The organism is Pseudoxanthomonas mexicana, assembly GCF_014397415.1.
Taxonomy (GTDB): Bacteria; Pseudomonadota; Gammaproteobacteria; order Xanthomonadales; family Xanthomonadaceae; genus Pseudoxanthomonas_A; species Pseudoxanthomonas_A mexicana.
Genome location: NZ_CP060731.1, coordinates 3,065,841 through 3,088,037 on the forward strand (window position 1 = coordinate 3,065,841; position 22,197 = coordinate 3,088,037).

The window sequence follows — 22,197 nt, forward strand, 5'->3', positions numbered from 1 at the left end:
CGGTGATGGAACGCCGGACGGAGCAAGCTCGGCCCGGCACGGCCGTCACGCGACGATCGGAGGACGCAGCAGCGAAGCCGGCCGCGACGGCGGCAGGGGCACGGTGTCGGCGAGGGGCGCCGCCGACGCCGGCGGCATGCCGGGCAGCGCGATCGGCGCCGGCACGATGGCGGTCAGATGGCCGCAGCAATGGCTGGCATGCATCAGCGCATGCAGCAGGTCGCCCTCGCCGGCCTCGCCATCGGCATGTTCGTGCCCGGATGCCGCATCGCCGTGCTCGGACACGGCATGCAGGTGTTCCCCGCGGCTGCCCAGTTCGTGCAGATCGCCCAGCGAGGCCAGCACCGGATTGGCCAGCACCGCCAGCAACAGCAGCGCCAGCGCAGGCAGGCGCAGTAGCAGGCAGCGGGGTCGGCGGAGGGCGCGGAACAGCATCTGCCAGATGCTAGCTGCGCGGGACAGCGTTAGACAATTCCATGTCGCGCCGCGTCCGCGGAGTGGAACGGGACTTGCAACGACCGCTCCGACCCCGTCGGAAACACGCCATGTCTGAGCAGGACGAAAGCGGCGAACGCACAGAACTCCCCACCGAAAAACGACGCCGCGAAGCCCGTGAACAGGGCAACATCCCGCGCTCGCGCGAGCTGGCGACGGCAGCGGTGTTCGGGGCGGGCGTGCTGGCGATCATCGCGATGGGGCCTTCCCTCGCCCGGAATGCGCTGGGCTGGATGAAGATCGCCCTGACCCCCGATGCGGCACTGATGCGCCAGCCGGACCAGTTGTTCGGCCACGTGGGGCTGCTGCTGCTCAAGCTGCTCGCCGTGATCGCGCCGGTGGCCGGCATCTGCGTGCTCGCCGGCCTGGTGGCGCCGGTGGCGATGAGCGGCCTGCAGTTCTCGCAGAAGGCGCTGATGCCCGATTTCAAGCGTCTCAGCCCGGCTGCCGGCCTCAAGCGCCTGTACGGCGCCGAAAGCGTCGCCGAACTGCTGAAGTCGCTGCTGCGCGTGGCCCTGATCGGCGGCGCGGCGGCGATCTGCGTGAAGCTGGGGCTCAACCCCCTGCGCGAACTGCTGACCATGCCGCTGGAACAGGCCGTGCGCAGCGGGCTGGCGTTCACCAGCACCCTGCTGCTGGCCACCACCGGCGGGCTGATCCTGCTGGCCGCCATCGACGCGCCCTACCAGAAGTGGAACTGGATGCGGAAGCTGAAGATGACGCGCCAGGAACTGCGCGAGGAGATGAAGGAAAGCGAGGGCAGCCCGGAAGTGAAGGGCCGCATCCGGCAGATGCAGCACCAGCTGTCGCAGCGCCGGATGATGGAAGAGGTCCCGACCGCCGACGTGGTGGTGGTGAACCCCACTCACTACGCGGTGGCGCTGAAGTACCAGGCCGGCCAGATGGGCGCGCCTACCGTGGTCGCCAAGGGTGTGGACGAACTGGCCCTGCGCATCCGCGAAGTGGCCGACGCCCACCGCATCGCCATCGTCTCCGCGCCCCCGCTGGCACGCGCCTTGTATCGGGAGGGGCAGCTTGGCCGGGAGATCCCCGTGAGACTGTACGCCGCCGTCGCCCAGATCCTGTCCTACGTGTACCAGCTGCGCGCCTGGCGCGTGGGCGAAGCCCCGCATCCGGACATGCCCGCCGTGGACGTGGATGAGCATGGGGGCAAGGCATGAGCGCGCAACCGGCCGCCGGCGGCGTGCGCTGGATGGAGATGCTGAAGAACGGCCTGGGCGCGCCGCTGGTGGTGCTGGCGCTGCTGGCCATGATCGTGGTGCCGCTGGCCCCGCCGGTCCTGGACGCGCTGTTCAGCTTCAACATCGCCATCTCGCTGGTGGTGCTGCTGGCCGTGATCTACGTGAAGCGCCCGCTGGACTTCACGATCTTCCCCATCATCCTGCTGATGACCACGATGCTGCGTCTGGCGCTGAACGTGGCCTCCACCCGAGTGATCCTGCTCAACGGCCAGAACGGCCATGACGCCGCCGGCAAGGTCATCGCGGCCTTCGGCGAGTTCGTGGTGGGCGGCAACTACGCGGTCGGCATCGTGGTGTTCGCCATCCTGACCATCATCAACTTCGTGGTGATCACCAAGGGCGCGGGCCGTATTTCCGAGGTGTCGGCGCGCTTCATCCTGGACGCGATGCCCGGCAAGCAGATGGCCATCGACGCCGATCTCAACGCCGGCATCCTGACCCGCGAGGAAGCCAAGGCGCGCCGCGAGGAAGTCCGCGAGGAGGCCGATTTCTACGGTGCGATGGACGGCGCCAACAAGTTCATCCGTGGCGATGCCATCGCCGGCATCCTGATCCTGTTCATCAACCTGGTCGGCGGTTTCGCCGTGGGCATGGCCCAGCACGGCATGCCGGCGGCCGAGGCCGCGTCCACCTACACGCTGCTGTCAATCGGCGACGGCCTGGTGGCGCAGCTGCCGGCGCTGCTGGTGTCTTCGGCGGTGGCCATGCTGGTCACCCGCGCCTCCCGTTCGCAGGACATGGGCCAGGCCGTGATGGGTCAGGCCTTCGGCCAGCACAAGGCGCTGGCAGTGGCCGCGGGCGTGCTGGGCCTGGTCGGCCTGGTGCCGGGCATGCCCAACGTCGCCTTTTTGACGCTGGCCGCGATCCTGGGCTACCTGGCCTGGAAGATGTGGAAGCGCACGCAGGAGGGGCCCGAAGCCGCCACCGGCGATGTCGCGGCCCTGCCCGCCCCCGGCGCACCGGACCGCAACGCGGAGCTGACCTGGGACGAACTGCGCCCGGTCGATCCGCTGGGCCTGGAAGTGGGCTACCGGTTGATTCCGCTGGTCGACAAGAACCAGGGCGGCGAACTGATGTCGCGCATCAAGGCGGTGCGCCGCAAGCTGACCCAGGACCTGGGATTCCTGATCCCGCCGGTGCACATCCGCGACAACCTGGAACTGCCCTCCAACGGTTACCGCCTGCTGGTGCACGGCGTCCCCGTCGCCACGGCCGAGATCCATCCGGACCGCGAGCTGGCCCTGGACCCCGGCGGCGCCTTCGGCGCCATCGACGGCATCCCCGGCAAGGACCCGGCCTTCGGCCTGGATGCGGTGTGGATCCAGTCCCACCAGAAGGCCACCGCCGAATCGCTCGGCTATACCGTGGTCGATCCGGCCACCGTCATGGCCACCCACCTCTCCCACCTGGTCCGCGAACACGCACCTGAACTGCTTGGTCACGAAGAAGTACAGCAGCTGCTGTCGCAGCTGGGACGCAGCGCGCCCAAGCTGGTCGAGGACCTCACGCCCAAGACGCTGCCGCTGGCCACCGTGGTGCGCGTGCTGCAGAACCTGCTGGTCGAGCGCGTGCCGATCCGCCAGCTGCGCCGCATCGTGGAGTCGCTGGTGGAATTCGCGCCGCAGAACAGCGACCCGGCCGCACTCACCGCCGCCGTGCGCACCTCGCTGGGGCGTTTCATCGTGCAGGAAATCTCCGGCATGACCCCGGAGCTGCCCGTCTACACCCTGGCGCCGAATCTGGAACGCGTCTTGCAGGACAGCACCCAGGGAACCGGCGCGGCGCTGGAACCGGGACTGGCAGAACGCCTGCACCAGAGCCTCGCCGACGTGGTGACCAAGCAGGAAGCCCGCAGTGAGCCTGCAGTGGTGCTGGTACCGGGTTCGGTCCGCGCCGCCCTCGCCCGCCTGGTCCGCCACAGCGTCCCCTCGCTGTCGGTGCTGGCCTACAGCGAGGTGCCCGAGGACAAGCGATTGAAGCTGGTGGGGACGATCAGTTGATGGTGTGGCAAGCGGGAACGGGGAATGTGGGTTGGTCGCAATCGGCAGGAGCAATGAGATGACACGAATTCAGCAGCAGATGTCTCGACGAACGCGTGGGAAGCGGTTCGCCCGCCCTCTGTCGTTCCCTGTTCCCCGTTCCCTGTTCCCGGCCCTCATCCCATGAAAATCAAACGCTTCGTCGCCCCCGACATGCGCGCCGCCTTCGCCATGGTCCGCCAGGAACACGGCCCGGACGCGGTGATCCTGTCCAACCGCGTCACCGAGGACGGCGTCGAGATCGTCGCCGCCAGCAACTACGACGAGGCGCTGGTGAAGCACACGCTGGAGGCGATGCGCCCGGCCGCCGCGACCGCCCCGCTGCATCCGCTGCTGGACCCGGCCGCGCCGAACCGGGCCGCGAACACGGACGCGAACGCCGCGGTGCCCGCAACGGCCGCAGCGTCCCTGTCACCCGCCGAGGCCGCCGCTAATTACTTCGCGCGTCGCCAGAGCGCGCCGGCACCTGTCGTGCCGGGATCGGCGCGTCCCGAGACCCCCGTCGCCACGCCGCGCATGCCGGTGGCGCCTGTGGTCGCAACGCCGGTTGCCGCCGCCAACGAAGCGCCGCCGCGCTTCGCGCCCGGCCAACCCCTGCGCGACATCGCCCCGCAGCTGATCGAACCCACATCCTTCGCCGCCAAGCTGGCCGCCTGCCTGCCCGCGGCGCCCGCCAACGAACCGGCACCTGCCGTCGCACCGCACGCCGAACCCGCCGCGCCGCCGCGTCCGCGCACCGCCGTGCGCGCGGACATCGACGACACCCTGGACCTGGACGCAATGCTGCCGTCGATCGCGCCGCCGGTCGCCCTGCCGGAACCGGCGCCTGCGCCGAAGGTCGCCACCCTGCCAGGTGCGCGCCTGCCCTCCGCGGACACCGTCCCCGCCCCGGCCGCCGTCACCGTGCCCACGCTGACCGTGGTGGCCGACAACGCCGCCGACGCGCGCGAGAGCGACGCGCAGCTGGTGCAGATGCGCGGCGAACTGGCGGCGATGCGCGAAATGATCGAACGCGAGATGCACCGCCTCACCGACGAACGCCTGCGCGGGTCGCCGGTGCGCATGCAGGCGATGGAGCTGATGGAAGACTACGGCTTCGACGCCGGCATCACCCGCGACATCGCCCTGCAGATTCCCGCCGACACCGAGGCCCATCGCGGTCGCGGCCTGATGCTGGGACTGCTGTCGAAGAAACTGCCCGTCACCGAGGCCGATCCGCTGGAAACCGGCGGCGTGGTCGCCCTGGTCGGCCCCACGGGGGCCGGCAAGACCACCACCATCGCCAAGCTGGCGGCCTGCTTCGCCCAGCGCCACAACGCGCGCGATGTGGCCCTGGTGACCACCGACACCGTGCGCATCGGCGGCCGCGAGCAGCTGCACGGCTACGGCCGCCAACTGGGCATCGCCGTGCACGAGGCCGACAGCGCACAGGGCCTGGCGTTGGTGCTGGAACGCCTGCGCGACTACAAGCTGGTGCTGATAGACACCGCCGGCCTGGGCCAGCGCGACCGCAACCTGGTCGGCCAGCTCAACTGGCTGCGCGCGTCCGGCCAGGTGCAGACCCTGCTCTGCCTGCCGGCCAATTCCCATTTCGCCGACCTGGACGAAGTCGTCCGCCGCTTCAGCACCGTGCAGCCACAGGGCGTGGTGCTGACCAAGCTGGACGAAACCGGTCGCCTGGGCAGTGCGCTGTCGGTGGTCGTGGACCACCAGCTGCCCATGGCCTGGGTGACCGACGGCCAGCGCGTGCCCGACGACCTCCATCGCGCCAACAGCGCCCACCTCGTGCTGCGGCTGGACCAGCTGCGCCGCGAAGCCGACGAACCCTGCTCGACCGAGGCCACCCATGTCGCCTGACCCCCTGCTGCAGACCAACCCCCGCAGCACGCCCCCCCTGCCCGGTGCCTTCCATCCGGTGCGCGTCATCGCCGTGACTGGCGGCAAGGGCGGCGTGGGCAAGACCAACGTGTCCGTGAACCTGGCGGTATCGCTGGCCGAAATGGGCAAGCGCACGCTGCTGATGGACGCCGACCTGGGCTTGGCCAACGTGGACGTGCTGCTCGGCCTGTCGCCGAAGTTCACCCTGGCCGATCTCGTCGCCGGCCGCTGCCAGCTGGAGGACGTGCTGCTGGAAGGCCCTGAAGGCCTGATGGTGGTGCCGGCGTCGTCGGGTTTCCGCCACATGGCCGAACTGACGCCCGCCGAACATGTGGGCCTGGTCCATGTGTTTTCCGAACTGCAACGCGCGCTCGACGTGATGGTGGTCGACACCGCCGCCGGCATCACCGACAGCGTGCTGACCTTCTGCCAGGCCGCGCAGGACACCGTGGTGGTGGTCTGCGACGAGCCGGCCTCGATCACCGACGCCTACGCCCTGATCAAGGTGCTGGCGCGCGAACGCGGGCTGGACCGCGTGCACGTGATCGCCAACATGGTGCGCGACCCCAACGAAGGCCGGAAACTGTACGAGAAGCTCGCGCGTGTCTGCGAACGCTTCCTCGGCGACGTGGCCCTGCATTACCTGGGCGCCGTGCCGCAGGACGACTGGCTGCGCCGCGCCGTGCAACGCCAGCAGGCGGTGGTGAAGGCCTATCCGGGCAGCCCGTCGGCGCGCGCGATCGCCGAGATCGCCCGCACCACGGCGCGCTGGCAACCCCCGGTCGGCGCCCGCGGCAACGTGGAGTTCTTCGTGGAACGCCTGATCCAGCGCGGGGTGGCCGCATGAACACCGCCGCCGCCCAATACCGCGCGGTGCAGCGCACCGCCGCCAACGACGTCATCGCCCAGCATGCCGACCTGGTGCGCCGCATCGCCCACCATCTGGCCGCCCGACTGCCGGCCAGCGTGGAGATCGACGACCTGATCCAGGCCGGCATGATCGGCCTGCTGGAGGCTTCGCGCAGCTACGACGCCGAACAGGGGGCCTCGTTCGAGACCTACGCGTCCATCCGCATCCGCGGCTCGATGATCGACGAGATCCGCCGGGGCGACTGGGTGCCCCGCTCGGTGCACCGCCGCGCCCGCCAGGCCGCCGCCACCGTGCGCGAGATCGAACAGCGCACCGGCCGTGCCGCCATCGCCACCGAAGTGGCCAGCGCCATGGAGATGCCGCTGCCCGAATACCTGCGCCTGATGGAAGACGCGGCGCGCGGACAGGTGCTGAGCCTGGAATCGCACATCGACGACCATGGCGAACCCAACACCACCCGTACCGGCGGTCCCTCGCCGCAACAGCACCTGGAGCGCAGCGAGTTCCGCCAGCAGCTGGTGAAGGCCATCGGCCAGTTGCCCGAGCGCGAACAGCTGGTACTGTCGATGTACTACGAGCAGGAACTCAACCTGAAGGAGATCGGTGCGGTGCTCGGCGTCAGCGAATCGCGCGTCTGCCAGATCCACGGCCAGGCCATGGTGCGCCTGCGCGGCCGCCTGCAGGTGTTCGAGAAGGCGGACGCGGGGCTGGGCGACGACGAGTGACCCTGGACGATGCATACCTGTAGGAGCGCCCTCGGGCGCGATGCTCTTGCTTGAATTTCTGCGACAAGCATCGCGCCCGAGGGCGCTCCTACAAAGGCAACGTCGCAGGCTCCCTAAACCTTTCCCTCCCCCGGCCGATACCGCCACCAGACCCACCGTCCACGCAGCACCGGAGCACCCGTGACCAACAAGAACATGCGCATCCTGATCGTGGACGATTTCTCCACCATGCGCCGCATCATCAAGAACCTGCTCAACGACCTGGGCTATACCAACACCGCCGAGGCCGACGACGGCAGCACCGCGCTGACCGCGCTGGCGCAGGGCAGTTTCGATTTCGTGGTCACCGACTGGAACATGCCGGGCATGACCGGCATCGAGCTGCTGAAGGCCATCCGCGCCGACGACCGCTTCAAGACCCTGCCGGTGCTGATGGTCACGGCCGAAGCCAAGCGCGAGCAGATCATCGAAGCGGCGCAGAACGGCGTGAACGGCTACATCATCAAGCCGTTCACCGCGCAGACGCTGGAAGAGAAGCTGGGCAAGATCTTCGAGCGCCTGGGAGCGGCCGCCTGATGAATGCCATCGCCGATGTGGGTGCCGCCCGTGCGGCCCTGGTGGAGAAGCTGCAGCACGCGCTCGATGCCCTGGAACAGGGCGACGAGGCGGGCTGGCGCCGGGAACTGGACGCCATCGCCGCCTGGCGCACCCAGCCCATGATGCAGGGCCTGGGGCGACTGGCGCGCGAACTGGCGCAGACCCTCGGCGAACTGCCCCCCACCGACGCCGGCGAGCTCGATGATGCCTGCGCGCGCCTGGACCACGTGGTCGAGATGACCGAACAGGCCAGCCACACGACGCTGGATCTGGCCGAACAGTGCCGCGGCTACGCCGCGCAGCTGAAGGGCACCGATCTGTCGCCCGAACAGGCTGCGTTGGTGGACCGCATCGGCAAGGGCCTGTCCGAGATGGCGCTGGCGCAGAGCTACCAGGACCTTACCGGCCAGATCATCCGCCGGGTGGCCGGCATCGTGCGGCGCGTGCATGAAGGCTTCGGCGCGCTGGGCCTGCCGCCACCGGAAAAAAACAGCGGCAAGGGTTCAGAACTCGCCGGCCCGGCCGTTGCTGGTCTTGACCGCAATGCCTTCTCGCAGGACGACGCCGACGACCTGCTGTCCGGCCTGGGCCTGTAGCCCGGCGGAAGCGCGACGCGGCACCGGAGACCCGCCATGACCGATTCCACCGACCGCCGCCCCCGCCATCCCGTCGTCCTGCTGTTCGTGGGCGTGCTGCTGGTCTGCGATGTCATCGCCGGCCGCATCCTGCGCCGCCGCCACGCGCATGCGATGCGCCTGCTCGATTCCTCCCGCTGATCGCCCGTTCCGGTACCCGCCCCGCCCATGTCCGCCGTCACCCCTGAAATCGCCGCCGACTTCCTGATCGAAGCGCAGGAAATCCTCGACCGGCTGGGCGAACAGTTGGTCACGCTGGAACAGGACCCGTCCGACAGCGAGCAGCTCAATGCGGTGTTCCGTGGCTTCCACACACTGAAAGGCGGCGCCGGCTTTCTGGGCATCCAGCCCATGGTCAACCTGTGCCATGCCGCCGAAGAGACCCTGGGCCTGGTGCGCGCCGGCCAGGCGACGCTGGAACCGCAGCATTTCGATGCCGCCCAACAGTCGCTGGACTGGTTGCAGCAGATGCTGGACGCCATCGGTGCCGGCGAAGACCCGCCGCATGCGCCGCAGATCCTGATCGACCAGTTCGACGTGCAGGGCCATGCCGCATCCGCACCGAAACCGGCGACCCCGCCCGCAGCGGGCGCTGCCGCCTCGTCGGGCGGCGACCTGATCTCCGACGACGAGTTCGAAGCGCTGCTGGACCAGTTGCACGGCGACGGCGTGCCGACGACGGTGGCGGCACCCTCGCCCACACCGCCGCCCCGTCCGCAACCCGCGCCCAAGCCCGCGCCTGCAGGCAAGCCGGCCGCCAAGGCGGGCGGCGAAACCGAACAGACCATCCGCGTGGATACCAAGCGGCTGGACGCCATCGTCAACCTGGTCGGCGAGCTGGTGCTGTCGCGCAACCGGCTGAAGACGCTGCGGGCGCGCATCCGCGACGAAGAGCTGGACCGCGCCGTCAGCGGGCTGGACATCGCCACGGCCCGCCTGCAGACCGCCGTCATGCGCACGCGCATGCAGCCGGTCGGCAAGGTGTTCTCGCGTTTTCCCAAGGTGGCGCGCGATGTCGCCCGCCAGCTGCAGAAGGAAGTCGACCTGGAACTGGTCGGCGCCGACACCGAGCTGGACCGCAACCTGGTGGAGGCGCTGGCCGATCCGCTGGTTCACCTGGTACGCAACGCGATCGACCACGGCATCGAAGTGCCGTCACTGCGCGAAGCCTGCAGCAAGCCGCGGCAGGGCCACGTGCGCCTGTCGGCGCAGCAGGAAGGCGACTTCGTCACCATCGAGATCCGCGACGACGGCGCCGGCATCGATCCGGAACGCCTGCGCGTCAAGGCGCTGGAGAAGGGCCTGATCGATCCCGAAGCCGCCGCCCGCCTGTCCCACGACGAGTGCCTGCAACTGGTCTTCCTGCCCGGCTTCTCCACCAAGGCCGAAGTCACCGACATCTCCGGCCGCGGCGTCGGCATGGACGTGGTGCAGTCGCGCATCCGCGAGCTCAGCGGACAGATCACCATCCACTCCGACGTGGGCCGCGGCAGCCGCTTCGTCATCCGCGTGCCGCTGACGCTGGCCATCCTGCCCACGCTGCTGGTGCAGGCGGGCGACCCGGTCTACGCCCTGCCGCTGGCGCGCGTGATGGAAGTGCTGCACGCGCCCTCCGAGAGCCTGCGCTGGTTCGACGGCCAGGCCGTGCTCGACCGCCAGAGCCATACCCTTCCGCTGGTCGACCTGCGCCACTGGCTGCGCGTGGACCCGGTGATGGCGCCCCTGCTGACCATCGTGGTGCTGCAGATGGGCGAACAACGCTTCGGCCTGATCGTGGACCAGGTGCGTGGCCGCGAGGAAGTCGTCATCAAGCCGCTGCCGCGCGCCGTGCGCGGCCTGCCCGGCTATGCCGGCGCCACCCTGATCGGCGACGGCCGCATGGCGCTGATCCTGGACGTCGACGGGCTGCGCGCGACGGCGTGACGAATCTGGCCGCCGTTTCCCTGTAGGAGCGCCCTCGGGCGCGATGCTCTTGTGTCACAGGGAGAAAAGCATCGCGCCCCAGGGCGCTCCTACAGATGAGGTGGGCCGGGTGTGATCCCGGTCGCGACTCACGTCGCTCCTACAAGAAGCTCACCTCAAGTCCCCCTGCATCGGGCCGATAGATCAGCACATGGATATCTTCAGCCTCATCGGACTCCTGCTGGCACTGGTCGCGCTGGTCGGTGGCAGCATCCTCAAGGGCGCGGGCCTGTCGTCGCTGTGGTCGTCGGCGGCCTTCGTCATCGTGATCCTCGGCACTATCGCCGCGATCCTGGTGCATACGCCGCCGCCGGTGTTCAAGCGCGCCCTGTCGATCGCCCGCTGGGTGATCCGCCCGCCGGGCAACGACGGCGAGGCGCTGATCGCGGAGATCGTCGACTGGAGCAACATCGCCCGCAAGCAGGGCCTGCTGGGTCTGGAGCCGCTGGTCAACCAGCAGGACGACCCGTTCCTGAAGAAGGGCCTGCAGATGCTGGTCGACGGCGTGGAGCCGGAAGCGATCCGGCACATGATGGAGATCGACCTCAACGGTCAGGAACACCAGGACCTGGCGGCCGCGAAGGTCTTCGAGGCCATGGGCATCTATGCGCCCACGCTGGGCATCATCGGCGCGGTGTTCGGCCTGATCGCAGTGATGAAGAACCTGGCCGATCCCAGCAAGCTGGGCCACGGCATCGCCGCCGCGTTCACCGCGACCATCTACGGCATCGCCTCGGCCAACCTGTTCTTCCTGCCCATCGCCAGCAAGCTCAAGAGCGTGATCGGCGGGCGCAGCCGCGAGCAGGAAATGATCATCGAAGGCCTGATCGCCATCGCGCAGGGCGAGAATCCGCGCAACATCGAGGCCAAGCTGGCCGGCTTCCTGCACTGAGCCGGGGCGACCATGGCACGGCAGCACAAGCACGAGGAACATGCCAACCATGAGGCCTGGGCGATCCCCTACGCCGACCTCATGACCCTGCTGCTCGCCTTCTTCGTGGTGATGTATGCCATCTCCACCGTCAACGAGGGCAAGTACCGGGTGATGGCCGACGCACTGACGGCGGCCTTCGGCGGCGCGCCGCGCACGATCAATCCGGTGCAGGTGGGCAACCACCAGCTGCAGGGCGCGGACTTCGACCGCCCCTCGCCCATCAAGTCGGGGGCCAAGCAGGGCCCGTCCGCACCCTCGCCCTCGCCCAACGTCACCCTGCTGGCGGCGATGGCCTCGCAGATGAACATGTCGCTGGACGCCAAGGGCCTGCAGAGCGCCCAGGGCGAACTCAAGCGCATCGCCGACGACCTGGAGCGCGCGCTGGCGCCGCTGATCGACGAGAAGCTGGTCACCATCAAGCGTTCCACGCTGTGGCTGGAAGTACAGATCAACAGCGACATCCTGTTCGCCACCGGCTCGGCCACCCTGGACCCGAAGGCCCAGGAAACCGTCGGCAAGCTCGCAACGGTGCTGGCCGGCGTGCCCAACTCGGTGCGGGTGGAGGGCTACACCGACGACCGCCCGATCCGTACCGCGCAGTTCCCCTCCAACTGGGAACTGTCGTCCGCGCGCGCCGCCAGCGTGGTCCACCTGTTCGTCCGCGACGGAATCCCGCCGGAGCGGCTGGCCATGATCGGCTACGGCGAGTTCCGGCCGATCGCCGACAACGCCAGCGATGAAGGCCGCAACGCCAACCGCCGCGTGCTGCTGATCATCCTGGCCAGCCCGGGCGCTCCGGCACCGGAATTGCATGTAGGGGGAGAAGCCGTGGCGCCGCCGTCAGTGATCTCGCTGCCGCCGCTGCCGGCCCATGCCGCGACCTCCATGCCCGGAGCGCCGCCGGCGCCCCAGGTCCATGAAGGAGTCCAGTGATGCGCGTGTGGGCAATCGCCAACCAGAAGGGAGGCGTCGGCAAGACCACCACCACCCTCGCCCTCGGGCGCGGCCTGGCCATGCGCGGCCATCGCGTGCTGCTGGTCGATCTGGACCCGCACGCCTCGCTGACGCGTGCGTTCGGCGTGGCCACCGACCCGCAGCCGGCCGGCGTGCTGGACCTGTTCGACGAGCAGCCGCCCGCCCTGGCCACCCTGGCGCGCGCGACCGAGATCGAGAACCTGTCCTTCATCGCCGCGCAGACTCCGCTGGCCACGCTGGAGCGCCGCAGCGCCACCCAGCCCGGCCTTGGCCTGGCGCTGTCGAACGCACTGGCGCGCGGCGGCCATGCCTGGGACTTCGTGCTGTTCGACTGCCCGCCCACGCTGGGCCTGCTGATGGTCAACGCGCTGGCCGCGGCCGACCACGTCATCATTCCCACGCAGACCGAGCCGCTGGCGCTGCACGGGCTGAAGGGCATGTGCCGCACCGCGGACATGATCCAGCGCTCGCGCCATCGCGTGCTGCCGGTGTCGATCCTGCCCACGCTGTACGACAAGCGCACGCGCACCGGCGCGGACACGCTGAAGGCGATGCAGGACGAATACGGCGAACGCGTCTGGAACGACGCCATTCCCAACGACACCCGCATCTGCAGCGTCGACGCGCTGACGCGCTCCAGCCCCGCCGCGCAGTACCCGGGCCGTGGCCTGTCCGCCTACCGGCGCGCGCTGGACTGGCTGCTGCTGACCGAAGCGCGCGATACGGAGCAGGCCGCATGAACACGCCGGCCGCCCTGGACGACTACCTGCTCGACCTGCTCGGCGATGCGGCCGCGCCGGCGGCCACCCCATCGACGCCCCACGTCGTGGCGGTCGCGACGATCGATGCCGTTGCGCACCAGAACGACGCCACAGCGGCCGAGCCCCCCGTTGTCGACGCCACGCCATCAGCGCCGGTCCTCGCCGTGGCACCGATCCGCGCCGGCAGCGAAGCCGACCTGATCAGCGACGACGAGTTCGAGGCCCTGCTCGACCAGTTGCATGGCGACGGCGTGCCGACCTCTGTCGTGGCCCCGCCCGTTGCGGAACCGGCGGTCCCGCCTCCCGTCGCTGCGGCGCCGGCACTGGCCGTCGCGCCCGTGCGCGCCGGTGCGGAAGCGGATGTGATCGGCGACGAAGAGTTCGAAGCCCTGCTGGACGAACTGCATGGCGGCGCCGCACCGACCTCGCGCGTGGCGACCCCCTCTGTTCCCCCGACCACGCCGCCCGCGCCGACGGTCGCGCCCGCTGCGCCGCGCGCGCTCGCGCCCCTGCCCGCCACGCCGTACCTGCTGGCCACGCCACCGGATACCGGCGAGCGCCGTCGCGCCACCGAGCGCAAGACGCGCTGGCTGCGCCTGCGCTGCGACCAGCAGCACTACGCACTGGAGCTGCTCAAGGTGCAGGAAGTGGTGCGCCCCGCCACCCTGCTGCCGCTGCGCGGTGCCGCACCGCACATGCTGGGGGTGATGAACCTGCGCGGCCAGGTGGTGCCGGTGATCGACCTGGGCCTGTACCTGGGCCGGCGCGCGATCGAATCCGACGCCGCCACCCGCATCGTCGTGCTCGAAGAACACGGCGAAACCCTGGGCCTGCGCGTCACCGCGGTGGAGGACGTGGCCAACCTCGCCGACCAGCAGATCGAGTCGCCCGACAACGCGCGCGTCGGCCGCATGTCCAATCCGCTGTTCCGCGGCGTGGCACGCCTCAACGAATGCGCGGTGATCCTGCTGGATGCGTCGCGGATCCTGCAATGAGGCGAGATGCGAGCGGAGAGAAGCGAGGAGTGAGCGAAAGCACGCTCGGCCTCTGCTCACTCCTCACTTCTCTCCACTCACTCCTGCCTTTCCCGAAATCCATCACACATTCACATTCATCGCTCAAGACCGGCCATGTCGCGCCGATACTCGACTAGAGCCGCATTTCCGGAGACACGATGAGCGCTGTGCCCCTGGGTGACGACCTCGGTATCGAGGCCGCCACCGACCTCAAGCAGCACCTGGCCCCGCATGTCGCGCAGCCGGGACCGCTGGTGCTCGACGCCGGCACCGTACAACGGGTGCATACCGCCAGCCTGCAAGTGCTGTGCAGCTTCGTGCGCCAGCGCGAGCAGGCCGGCCTGGCCACCGATTTCAGTGCGGTCAGCCAGAGCTTCCGCGACGCCGCGCGCCTGCTGGGCCTGGCGCCGCAGCTGGGTCTGGCCCACGACAACGAACACAACACGCAACAAGTGGAGAACGCCGCATGAGCGCACGCATTCTGGTAGTGGACGATTCGGCCTCGATGCGACAGATGGTCGCCTTCGCCCTCAGCTCGGCGGGTTTCTCGGTGGATGAAGCCGAAGATGGCCAGGTGGCGCTGGGGCGCGCGCAGGGGCAGAAGTTCAACGCCGTCGTCACCGACGTCAACATGCCCAACATGGACGGCATCTCGCTGATCCGGGCGCTGCGCGGCCTGCCGGACTACAAGTTCACGCCCATGCTGATGCTGACCACCGAGTCGGCCGCCGACAAGAAGGCCGAGGGCAAGGCCGCCGGCGCCACCGGCTGGCTGGTCAAGCCGTTCAACCCGGAACAACTGGTCGCCACCGTCCAGAAAGTCCTGGGCTGATCCTCCTCCCTCCCCGCTCCGCCTCCCTTACGACCGCACCAGGGCATCGTCGCCATGAACATGGACATGCAGCGCTTCCACGCCACGTTCTTCGAAGAAAGCCGTGAAGGGCTGGAGGCGATGGAAGCCGGGCTGCTGTCGCTGGAACAGGGCAGCCGCGACGGCGACCTGATCAACTCGATCTTCCGCGCGGCCCACTCGATCAAGGGCGGGTCGGCCACGTTCGGCTTCGATGCCATCGCCGGCCTGACCCATGTGCTGGAGACGCTGCTGGACGAACTGCGCGCCGGCCAGCGCGCCGTCAGCCCGCCCGCGGTCGACGCCATGCTGGCCTCGGTCGATGTGCTGCGCGCCCTGCTGGCCGAAGCCGAACACGGCACGCTGGCCGATCCCGCCGCCGTGCAGGCCATCAAGGACCGCCTCAACGCGGTGCTGTCCGGCCAGGAAGCGCCCGCCGCTCCGCCGGCCGCCGCGGCCACGAAGACCGACGACACGCCGGAAGGCTGGAAGATCGGCTTCACGCCCGCACCGTCGCTGTTCATGAGCGGCAACGACCCGCTGCGCATCCTGCGCGAACTGGAACACCTGGGCCCGCTGGAAATCGCCTGCCGCATGGAACGCCTGCCCGGCTTCGAGCAGATCGATCCGCTGGAAGCCTACCTAGCCTGGGACCTGGGCCTGATCGGCAAGGTGCCGCGCAGCGCGGTGGACGATGTGTTCGCCTGGGTGGTCGACGACTGCGAGCTGGACATCCAGCCCATGCAGCGCAACGCCGTGCCGGTCGACGCCGTCGCCGTGGCCGCGCAGCCCGCGACGGCGGTGGTCGCCAGCGGCACGCAGGCGCCTGCCACGGCCGCCGCGCCGGCGGCCAACGATGCCGCCGAAACCTCCATCCGCGTCAGCGTCGACAAGATCGACGGCCTGATCAACCTGGTCGGCGAACTGGTCATCACCCAGGCCATGCTGAAGCAGGTCTCCGGCATGCTCGACCAGGCCCAGTGCGAACGCCTGTTCGCCGGCCTGGACCTGCTGGAGCGCAACACCCGCGACCTGCAGGAAGCCGTCATTGGCGTGCGCATGCTGCCGGTGGATGCCGTGTTCCGCCGCTTCCCGCGCCTGGTCCGCGACCTGTCCGCGCGCCTGGGCAAGCAGGTGCGCCTGCGCACCATCGGCGAAGGCACGGAGCTGGACAAGGGCCTGATCGAACGCATCGCCGATCCGCTGGTGCACCTGGTCCGCAACTCGATCGACCATGGCCTGGAAATGCCCGACGTGCGCGCGCAGGCGGGCAAGGACGAGACCGGCACCATCACCCTGGCGGCTTCGCACCAGGGCGGCCACATCGTCATCGAAGTCAGCGACGACGGCCGCGGCCTGAATCGCGAACGCATCCTCGCCAAGGCCGCCGAGCGTGGCCTGGCCGTACCCGAGAACCCCACCGACGCGCAGGTCTGGGACCTGATCTTCCAGCCCGGCTTCTCCACCGCCGAAGCGGTCACCGACCTGTCCGGTCGCGGCGTGGGCATGGACGTGGTCCGCCGCAACATCCAGGCGCTGGGTGGCGAAGTGCAGCTGGAAAGCGCCGCCGGCCACGGTACCCGCGTGGTGATCCGCCTGCCGCTGACGCTGGCCATCCTCGACGGCATGGCCGTCTCGGTCGGCGACGAAACCCTGATCCTGCCGCTCACCTACGTGCTGGAAGCGCTGCAGCCGCAGGCCGAGGACGTGCGCACCGTCGGCGGCGACGGCCGCGTGCTGCGCGTGCGCGGCGAATACCTGCCGATCGTCGCGCTGAACGAGTATTACCGCTACGGCGACAACCGCAATGCCGAACAGCTGGTCGTGGTAGTGGAAGCCGATGGCCAGAAGCTCGCGCTGGAAGTCGACGAACTGATCGGCCAGCAGCAGGTCGTGGTGAAGAACCTCGAGAACAACTACCGCCGCATCGACGGCATCTCCGGCGCCACCATCCTGGGCGACGGGCGGGTGGCGCTCATCGTCGACGTGGGTGGCCTGGTCCGCGCCCGCCGGATGCAGCAGGCGGCCTGATCGTCCCTCGCATGCCCGCGCCATCGCGCCCTCCGTATGGATGGCGCCCGGCGGTGCACGCCTCTACCCTACTGGTAAACGCATGAAGTACATCCTCTCCAGCCTCGCCCTCTCCCTTCTCGCCGTGCATGCAGGCGCCCGCGCCGACGACGGCGAGGCCAAGCTCGCCGCCTGGCCGCCGAAGATCACGTTCGCCGGCGGCACCGAGCTGAGCCTGGGCGGCAACCTGCAATACGACGCCGCCACGTTCTCGGGCGAAGGCTATGCCGGTGTTGCGCTGGAGGACGACGACGCCTGGCGTCGCCAGGAGATCGGCCTGACCCTGCGTCGCAAGGGCGTGTACGACTTCGGTGCGACCTTCGACTTCCAGGCCAAGACCTGGAGCGACGTCGCCCTGCGCCTGGAGACCAAGGCCCTGTTCGGTCGCGATGCCGGCAAGCTGCGGATCGGGCAGATGAAACTGCCGCTGGGCTTCGAGGGCAACACCGGGACCCGCCACGTATCGATGATGGAACCGTCGCTACCCACGCAGGCGTTCTACCAGGGACGTCGCAGCGGCATCGACTGGGCGTTCGAGCGTGAGCGTTACATCGCCAACGTCGGCTACTTCTTCGAGTCCGACCTGCAGGGCAACAACAAGGGCGACACCGCCGCCTTCCGCCTGGCGTGGACGCCGCGCAAGGCCGCGGGCGACGTGCTGCACCTGGGCATCGCCGCGGCGCAGGAGCGTCCCGACAGCGAGGTCAACGGCCTGGGCGTGACCGTGCATCCCAGCGTGCGCTGGCGTGCCAAGCCGGAAGCCACGCTCACGCCCTACCGCTTCGTGGACAGCGGCACGCTCAGTCGCGTGGACCGCATCGACCGCACCGGCCTGGAAGCGCTCTGGATCCGCGGCCCCTGGTCGCTGCAGGGCGAGTATCTGCGGCAGAAGACCACCCGCGAGCTCGGCCTGCCCTCCTACTCGGCGGACGGCGGCTATGTGCTCGCCAGTTGGCTGGTGACCGGCGAATCGCGCGGCTACAGCGGCGGCAACGTCACCAACCCCAAGCCAAAGGGCCACTACGGCGCCGTGGAACTGCTGGCCCGCTACAGCCGCATCGACCTGGACAGCGACGGCATCGCCGGCGGCCGCGAACACAACTGGACGCTGGGCGCCAACTGGTACATCACGCCGTACTTCAAGTTCCAGGCCAACTACGTGAAGAGCGATGCGACGCGCGGCGCGCTTTCCGCCGACCCGTCCGTGTTCCAGCTACGCGCGCAGATGCATTTCTGACCCTGCACGCCGCCTCGCCCGCGCAGCCGGTCACGGTCTGCGCGGGCATTCGGTCGACCCGCAGGTAAGCGCGCTTACCGTTCCGCCGAGCGGTCATTCAGAACTGTCACATTCCGCCGTTACTCCGGAACAGACATCGCAACACGGGCATGGACCGCCACTGCTTTCCCTGATGCGCTGGTCCCACCCACTGAACGCTATCGAGATCGACTTCATGTTCAAGCACCTCAAGATCGGAAAACGCCTGGCCATCGGCTTCGCCGTCCTCGTCCTGCTCATTGTCGTGACGGGCGCCTTCTCCGCGCAGCGGATGGGCGTGGCGCAGGACGTCGTGGTCGAGATCACCAACAAGGAGGTGCCTGCCATCCGCGATCTGGGACGCATGGCCACGATGCTGGCCGAGTACCGCGTCAGCGAACGCGGCCTCGTCGCCGGCTATCAGGACCCGGAGAAAGTCGCCGAATACACCAGCGAGCTGGTCGCCGGAGCCAAGGCCTTCGACGATCTCTCGAAAGCGTACGGCGCCACCATCACCGACCCGCAACAGAAAGCGCTGTACCAGCAGATGCTGGCCAAGTCCGCGCTCTATTTCGACAACAGCCGCCTGCTGATCGAATCGGTCAAGGTCGGCGACCTGACGCCCGCCAGTGGCGCGGCCGACCTGCGCCAGGCCACCGCTGATGCCGTCGCCGTAATGCTGGACGACAAGATGAAGGTGCTGGACGAAGCCGTTGCGGCCCAGCAGGCCGGCTATGCCAACAACCTCCGCGCCATCGGCCTGCTGGTGGCGGTGGCGCTGATGCTGGCCATCGCAGCCGCGGTCCTCATCACCCGCTCGATCGTGCGTCCGATGGCCGAGGTCGCGAGCGTCGCCGACGCCGTCGCGCGTGGCCAGCTGGACCGCCAGATCGTCATCGATGACCGCAGCGAGCTGGGCGACCTGCTGGGCTCCATGCAGCGCATGCAGACGCAGGTGAAGGCGGTCATCGCCGCACAGGGCGAGATGGCGGCACGCCACGACGAAGGCCGGATCAGCTACCGGATCGACGACAGCGCGTTCCCGGGCGAGTACGGCCGCATGGTGCGCGAGACCAATGCCCTGGTGGCCCAGCACATCGGCGTGAAAATGCGCGCGGTGGAAGTGATGCGCCATTACGCGGTCGGCGACCTGTCGATGGACATGGAGCGCCTGCCCGGCGAGAAGGCCCTCATCACCGAGGCGATGGACATGTGCAAGACCAACCTGTCGGCGATCAATGGCGAGATCAAGCGCCTGGCCGCCGCCGCCGCCGCGGGCGACTTCACCCACCGCGGCGATGTCGACAAGTACCAGCACGATTTCCGCGACATGGTGGAAGGCCTCAACCGCCTGATGGAGACCACCGACAACAACCTGGCCGACGTGTCGGAGCTGCTGCAGGCCATCGCCCGCGGCGACCTGACCGCGCGCATGGAAGGCGACTTCCACGGTGTGTTCGCCACCATGCGCGACGATGCCAATGCGACGGTGGCCCAGCTGACCGACATCGTTGGCCGCATCCAGGATGCCTCCACCTCCATCAACACCGCCGCCGGCGAGATCGCTTCCGGCAACAGCGACCTGTCGCGCCGTACCGAGCAGCAGGCCGCCAACCTGGAAGAAACCGCCGCCTCCATGGAGGAACTGACCTCCACCGTGCGGCAGAACGCCGAATCGGCCCGCCAGGCCAACCAGCTGGCCCAGGGTGCCGCGGGCGTCGCTTCGCAGGGCGGCGAGGTCGTCGGCAAGGTGGTCACCACCATGTCCGACATCGAACAGTCGTCCAAGAAGATCGCCGAGATCATCTCCGTCATCGATGGCATCGCCTTCCAGACCAACATCCTGGCGCTCAACGCCGCGGTGGAAGCCGCGCGCGCCGGGGAGCAGGGTCGCGGCTTCGCCGTGGTGGCGTCTGAGGTGCGTACCCTCGCCCAGCGTTCGGCCAATGCGGCCAAGGAGATCAAGGACCTGATCGAAAACTCGGTGGGCAAGGTCGCCGATGGTTCGGCACTGGTGCACCAGGCCGGCGCAACGATGGGCGAGATCGTGGCCAGCGTGCAGCGCGTGACCGACATCATGGCCGAGATCAGTGCAGCCTCGCAGGAGCAGTCGGCGGGCATCGAGCAGGTCAACCAGACCATCACCCAGATGGACGAAGCCACGCAGCAGAACGCCGCGTTGGTGGAGGAAGCCACTGCCGCCGCACGCAGCATGGAGGAACAGGCGCAGGCACTGAGCGAGTCCGTCGCCGTGTTCAAGCTGCAGGCCGCGTCCAGCCAGCCGGCGCGCACGCCCGCCTCAGCCGCGAAGCCGGCCACGCCGCCGCGCGTCTCGCCCATGCCACAGGCCGTCATTCGCAAGCCGGTGGCACGCAAGCCAGAACCTGCCCTCGCCGACGGCGACTGGCAGGAGTTCTGAGCAGGCCATAACGCAACTCCGCGATGGGCGACACCCGACATCGGGGAAGGCGATTGCCTTCCCCGATCTCACATTAGCGGCAGATGTGACCGCTTTCGCTTAAGCGCGATCCAGAAGAGTCGATACCTAAAGCGCAACCGGACTGCTTCCGGTGAACGCAGGCGCGACGTCACGCCGCGATGTGCCTCCTCACATCCGACCCGTCATGCCCAGACGCGGCCAGCATCATTCCACACCATGATCAAGAGAAACCCCATGAAAACCAGACACCGCCTGATCGCAACCGCGATCGTGCTCGGGTGCACGCAGAATGCGGTCGCACAGGAACGCGAGCAGATGTTCAAGCTGAGTGGCTTCGGCACCCTGGGCGTAGCCCATTCCACCGAAGACCAGGCCGACGTCACGCCGGATTTCCAGTCCGAAGAAGGCGTGGGAGCGAGCAACAGCACGTCGGCGCGCCTGGATTCCCGCGTCGCCCTGCAGGTCGATGCGACCTTCACCGACGATTTCACCGGCGTCCTGCAAGCCGTCAGCGAGTATGCCGTCACCGCCTCGTATCGCCCCGAGATCTCGCTGGCCCACGTGAAGTACCGCTTCTCCCCGTCTTTCAGTGCGCGCCTCGGCCGCATCACCGCACCGCTCTACATGCTGTCGGAGTACCAGCGCGTGGGCTATGCCGTGCCGTGGGTGCGGCCGCCCCATGAGGTCTACAACTACCTGCTGCCCATGGACGGCATCGAGGGCCAATACACGCTGATCGCAGGCGACACCGTCGTGGGCGTGCAGGCGTTCTACGGAAGGATCGATTCGGAAAAGGCTGAAGTCACCGCCATGCGCGGGATCGGCGTCCAGGTGGACCGCGGCGCCTCCACGTTCCGGGCCAGCCACATCCGTGGCCGCGTCTCCTACGTGACGCCCTCCATCAACCAGCTCTTCGATACCTACGGCTCGTTGCCGATCCCGCAGCTGGTCGCCGCTGCCGATCGCCTCGACCCGCGTGGCACCGACGGGAGCTTCAGCGGCATGGGCTACAGCTATGACCCCGGCGCCTGGTTCGTGCGGGCCGAGGCGATCCAGGCGGACTACACCCCGTCCCTGAGCGGCAAGACCACGTCGGGCTATGTCAGTGGCGGCATCCGCAAGGGTGCCTGGACCCCTTGGGTGACGTTCGCGCACGTGGAGACCAGCGGACTCGAGCCGCCGGGCGCCCTCGACCCCATCGGGCTGCTCAACATGGCCGTGCTTTCGAACAACAACAGCCGCCACAGCTACACGGTCGGCGTACGCTGGGACGTGCACGACAACGTGGCGCTCAAGTTGCAGGGCAGTCGTATCGAGAATCACGCCGGTTCCTTCGGTGGGTTGGGCAACGTGCAGCCGGGCTTCGAGCCGGGCCGCGGCTACAACCTGATTTCGGCATCCGTCGATTTCGTGTTCTGACCGGAGCCCGACC

General features: G+C 68.8%; 20 protein-coding genes. 19 read left to right on the forward strand and 1 reads right to left on the reverse strand.

The window, feature by feature from the left end:
- Positions 1 to 45: 45 nt before the first annotated feature.
- Positions 46 to 435, reverse strand: a complete 390-nt coding sequence (locus IAE60_RS14380) for a hypothetical protein (RefSeq protein ID WP_185896337.1) — start codon at positions 433 to 435, stop codon at positions 46 to 48.
- A gap of 110 nt (positions 436 to 545) precedes the next feature.
- Here IAE60_RS14380 and flhB point away from each other — a divergent pair, with 110 nt between their 5' ends.
- The 19 genes from flhB to IAE60_RS14475 all read left to right on the forward strand — a co-directional run bounded on the left by flhB (position 546) and on the right by IAE60_RS14475 (position 22,184).
- The gene (gene flhB, locus IAE60_RS14385; RefSeq protein ID WP_187572780.1) at positions 546 to 1,676 is read left to right on the forward strand and encodes a flagellar biosynthesis protein FlhB; all 1,131 of its coding nucleotides are present in this window, start codon (positions 546 to 548) and stop codon (positions 1,674 to 1,676) included.
- The gene (flhA, locus tag IAE60_RS14390) at positions 1,673 to 3,757 is read left to right on the forward strand and encodes a flagellar biosynthesis protein FlhA (protein ID WP_187572781.1); all 2,085 of its coding nucleotides are present in this window, start codon (positions 1,673 to 1,675) and stop codon (positions 3,755 to 3,757) included. Before flhB ends, flhA begins: the two co-directional genes overlap by 4 nt.
- A gap of 162 nt (positions 3,758 to 3,919) precedes the next feature.
- Positions 3,920 to 5,653 (forward strand): flagellar biosynthesis GTPase FlhF, encoded by a 1,734-nt coding sequence (gene flhF / locus IAE60_RS14395; RefSeq protein ID WP_187572782.1) that lies wholly within the window; start codon positions 3,920 to 3,922, stop codon positions 5,651 to 5,653.
- Positions 5,643 to 6,521: a MinD/ParA family protein gene (locus tag IAE60_RS14400; protein WP_185896341.1), complete on the forward strand. Its 879-nt coding sequence runs from the start codon at positions 5,643 to 5,645 to the stop codon at positions 6,519 to 6,521. Before flhF ends, IAE60_RS14400 begins: the two co-directional genes overlap by 11 nt.
- Positions 6,518 to 7,270 (forward strand): RNA polymerase sigma factor FliA, encoded by a 753-nt coding sequence (locus IAE60_RS14405; RefSeq protein WP_185896342.1) that lies wholly within the window; start codon positions 6,518 to 6,520, stop codon positions 7,268 to 7,270. Before IAE60_RS14400 ends, IAE60_RS14405 begins: the two co-directional genes overlap by 4 nt.
- Positions 7,271 to 7,465: 195 nt before the next feature.
- Complete coding sequence (gene cheY, locus IAE60_RS14410; RefSeq protein ID WP_162111282.1) at positions 7,466 to 7,846, forward strand: chemotaxis response regulator CheY; 381 nt, start codon at positions 7,466 to 7,468, stop codon at positions 7,844 to 7,846.
- Positions 7,846 to 8,463 carry a protein phosphatase CheZ gene (locus IAE60_RS14415; RefSeq protein ID WP_187572783.1) on the forward strand — a complete coding sequence of 206 codons (618 nt, stop codon included), beginning with the start codon at positions 7,846 to 7,848 and terminating at the stop codon, positions 8,461 to 8,463. The genes cheY and IAE60_RS14415 overlap by 1 nt, the downstream gene beginning before the upstream one ends.
- Before the next feature lie 36 nt (positions 8,464 to 8,499).
- Positions 8,500 to 8,643, forward strand: a complete 144-nt coding sequence (locus IAE60_RS14420; RefSeq protein WP_162111277.1) for a hypothetical protein — start codon at positions 8,500 to 8,502, stop codon at positions 8,641 to 8,643.
- Positions 8,644 to 8,670: 27 nt separating this feature from the next.
- Complete coding sequence (locus tag IAE60_RS14425; RefSeq protein ID WP_187572784.1) at positions 8,671 to 10,425, forward strand: chemotaxis protein CheA; 1,755 nt, start codon at positions 8,671 to 8,673, stop codon at positions 10,423 to 10,425.
- A 190-nt stretch (positions 10,426 to 10,615) separates the two neighbouring features.
- Positions 10,616 to 11,356, forward strand: a complete 741-nt coding sequence (locus IAE60_RS14430) for a flagellar motor protein (RefSeq protein WP_162111279.1) — start codon at positions 10,616 to 10,618, stop codon at positions 11,354 to 11,356.
- Between the two features lie 12 nt (positions 11,357 to 11,368).
- Positions 11,369 to 12,331, forward strand: a complete 963-nt coding sequence (motD, locus tag IAE60_RS14435) for a flagellar motor protein MotD (protein WP_187572785.1) — start codon at positions 11,369 to 11,371, stop codon at positions 12,329 to 12,331.
- Complete coding sequence (locus IAE60_RS14440; protein WP_162111281.1) at positions 12,331 to 13,113, forward strand: ParA family protein; 783 nt, start codon at positions 12,331 to 12,333, stop codon at positions 13,111 to 13,113. The genes motD and IAE60_RS14440 overlap by 1 nt, the downstream gene beginning before the upstream one ends.
- Positions 13,110 to 14,129: a chemotaxis protein CheW gene (locus IAE60_RS14445; RefSeq protein ID WP_187572786.1), complete on the forward strand. Its 1,020-nt coding sequence runs from the start codon at positions 13,110 to 13,112 to the stop codon at positions 14,127 to 14,129. Before IAE60_RS14440 ends, IAE60_RS14445 begins: the two co-directional genes overlap by 4 nt.
- Positions 14,130 to 14,308: 179 nt before the next feature.
- Positions 14,309 to 14,620, forward strand: coding sequence for an STAS domain-containing protein (locus IAE60_RS14450; protein WP_185896348.1), 312 nt, complete (start codon positions 14,309 to 14,311; stop codon positions 14,618 to 14,620).
- Positions 14,617 to 14,982 carry a response regulator gene (locus IAE60_RS14455; RefSeq protein ID WP_055944462.1) on the forward strand — a complete coding sequence of 122 codons (366 nt, stop codon included), beginning with the start codon at positions 14,617 to 14,619 and terminating at the stop codon, positions 14,980 to 14,982. The genes IAE60_RS14450 and IAE60_RS14455 overlap by 4 nt, the downstream gene beginning before the upstream one ends.
- Positions 14,983 to 15,036: 54 nt before the next feature.
- The gene (locus tag IAE60_RS14460; protein WP_187572787.1) at positions 15,037 to 17,031 is read left to right on the forward strand and encodes a chemotaxis protein CheA; all 1,995 of its coding nucleotides are present in this window, start codon (positions 15,037 to 15,039) and stop codon (positions 17,029 to 17,031) included.
- Positions 17,032 to 17,113: 82 nt separating this feature from the next.
- On the forward strand, positions 17,114 to 18,307 hold the full coding sequence (locus IAE60_RS14465) for an OprO/OprP family phosphate-selective porin (RefSeq protein WP_185896350.1): 1,194 nt from the start codon (positions 17,114 to 17,116) through the stop codon (positions 18,305 to 18,307).
- A gap of 172 nt (positions 18,308 to 18,479) precedes the next feature.
- Positions 18,480 to 20,744 carry a methyl-accepting chemotaxis protein gene (locus IAE60_RS14470; protein ID WP_244966583.1) on the forward strand — a complete coding sequence of 755 codons (2,265 nt, stop codon included), beginning with the start codon at positions 18,480 to 18,482 and terminating at the stop codon, positions 20,742 to 20,744.
- Positions 20,745 to 20,999: 255 nt separating this feature from the next.
- Positions 21,000 to 22,184 (forward strand): hypothetical protein, encoded by a 1,185-nt coding sequence (locus IAE60_RS14475; protein ID WP_187572788.1) that lies wholly within the window; start codon positions 21,000 to 21,002, stop codon positions 22,182 to 22,184.
- The last annotated feature ends 13 nt before the right edge of the window (positions 22,185 to 22,197 follow it).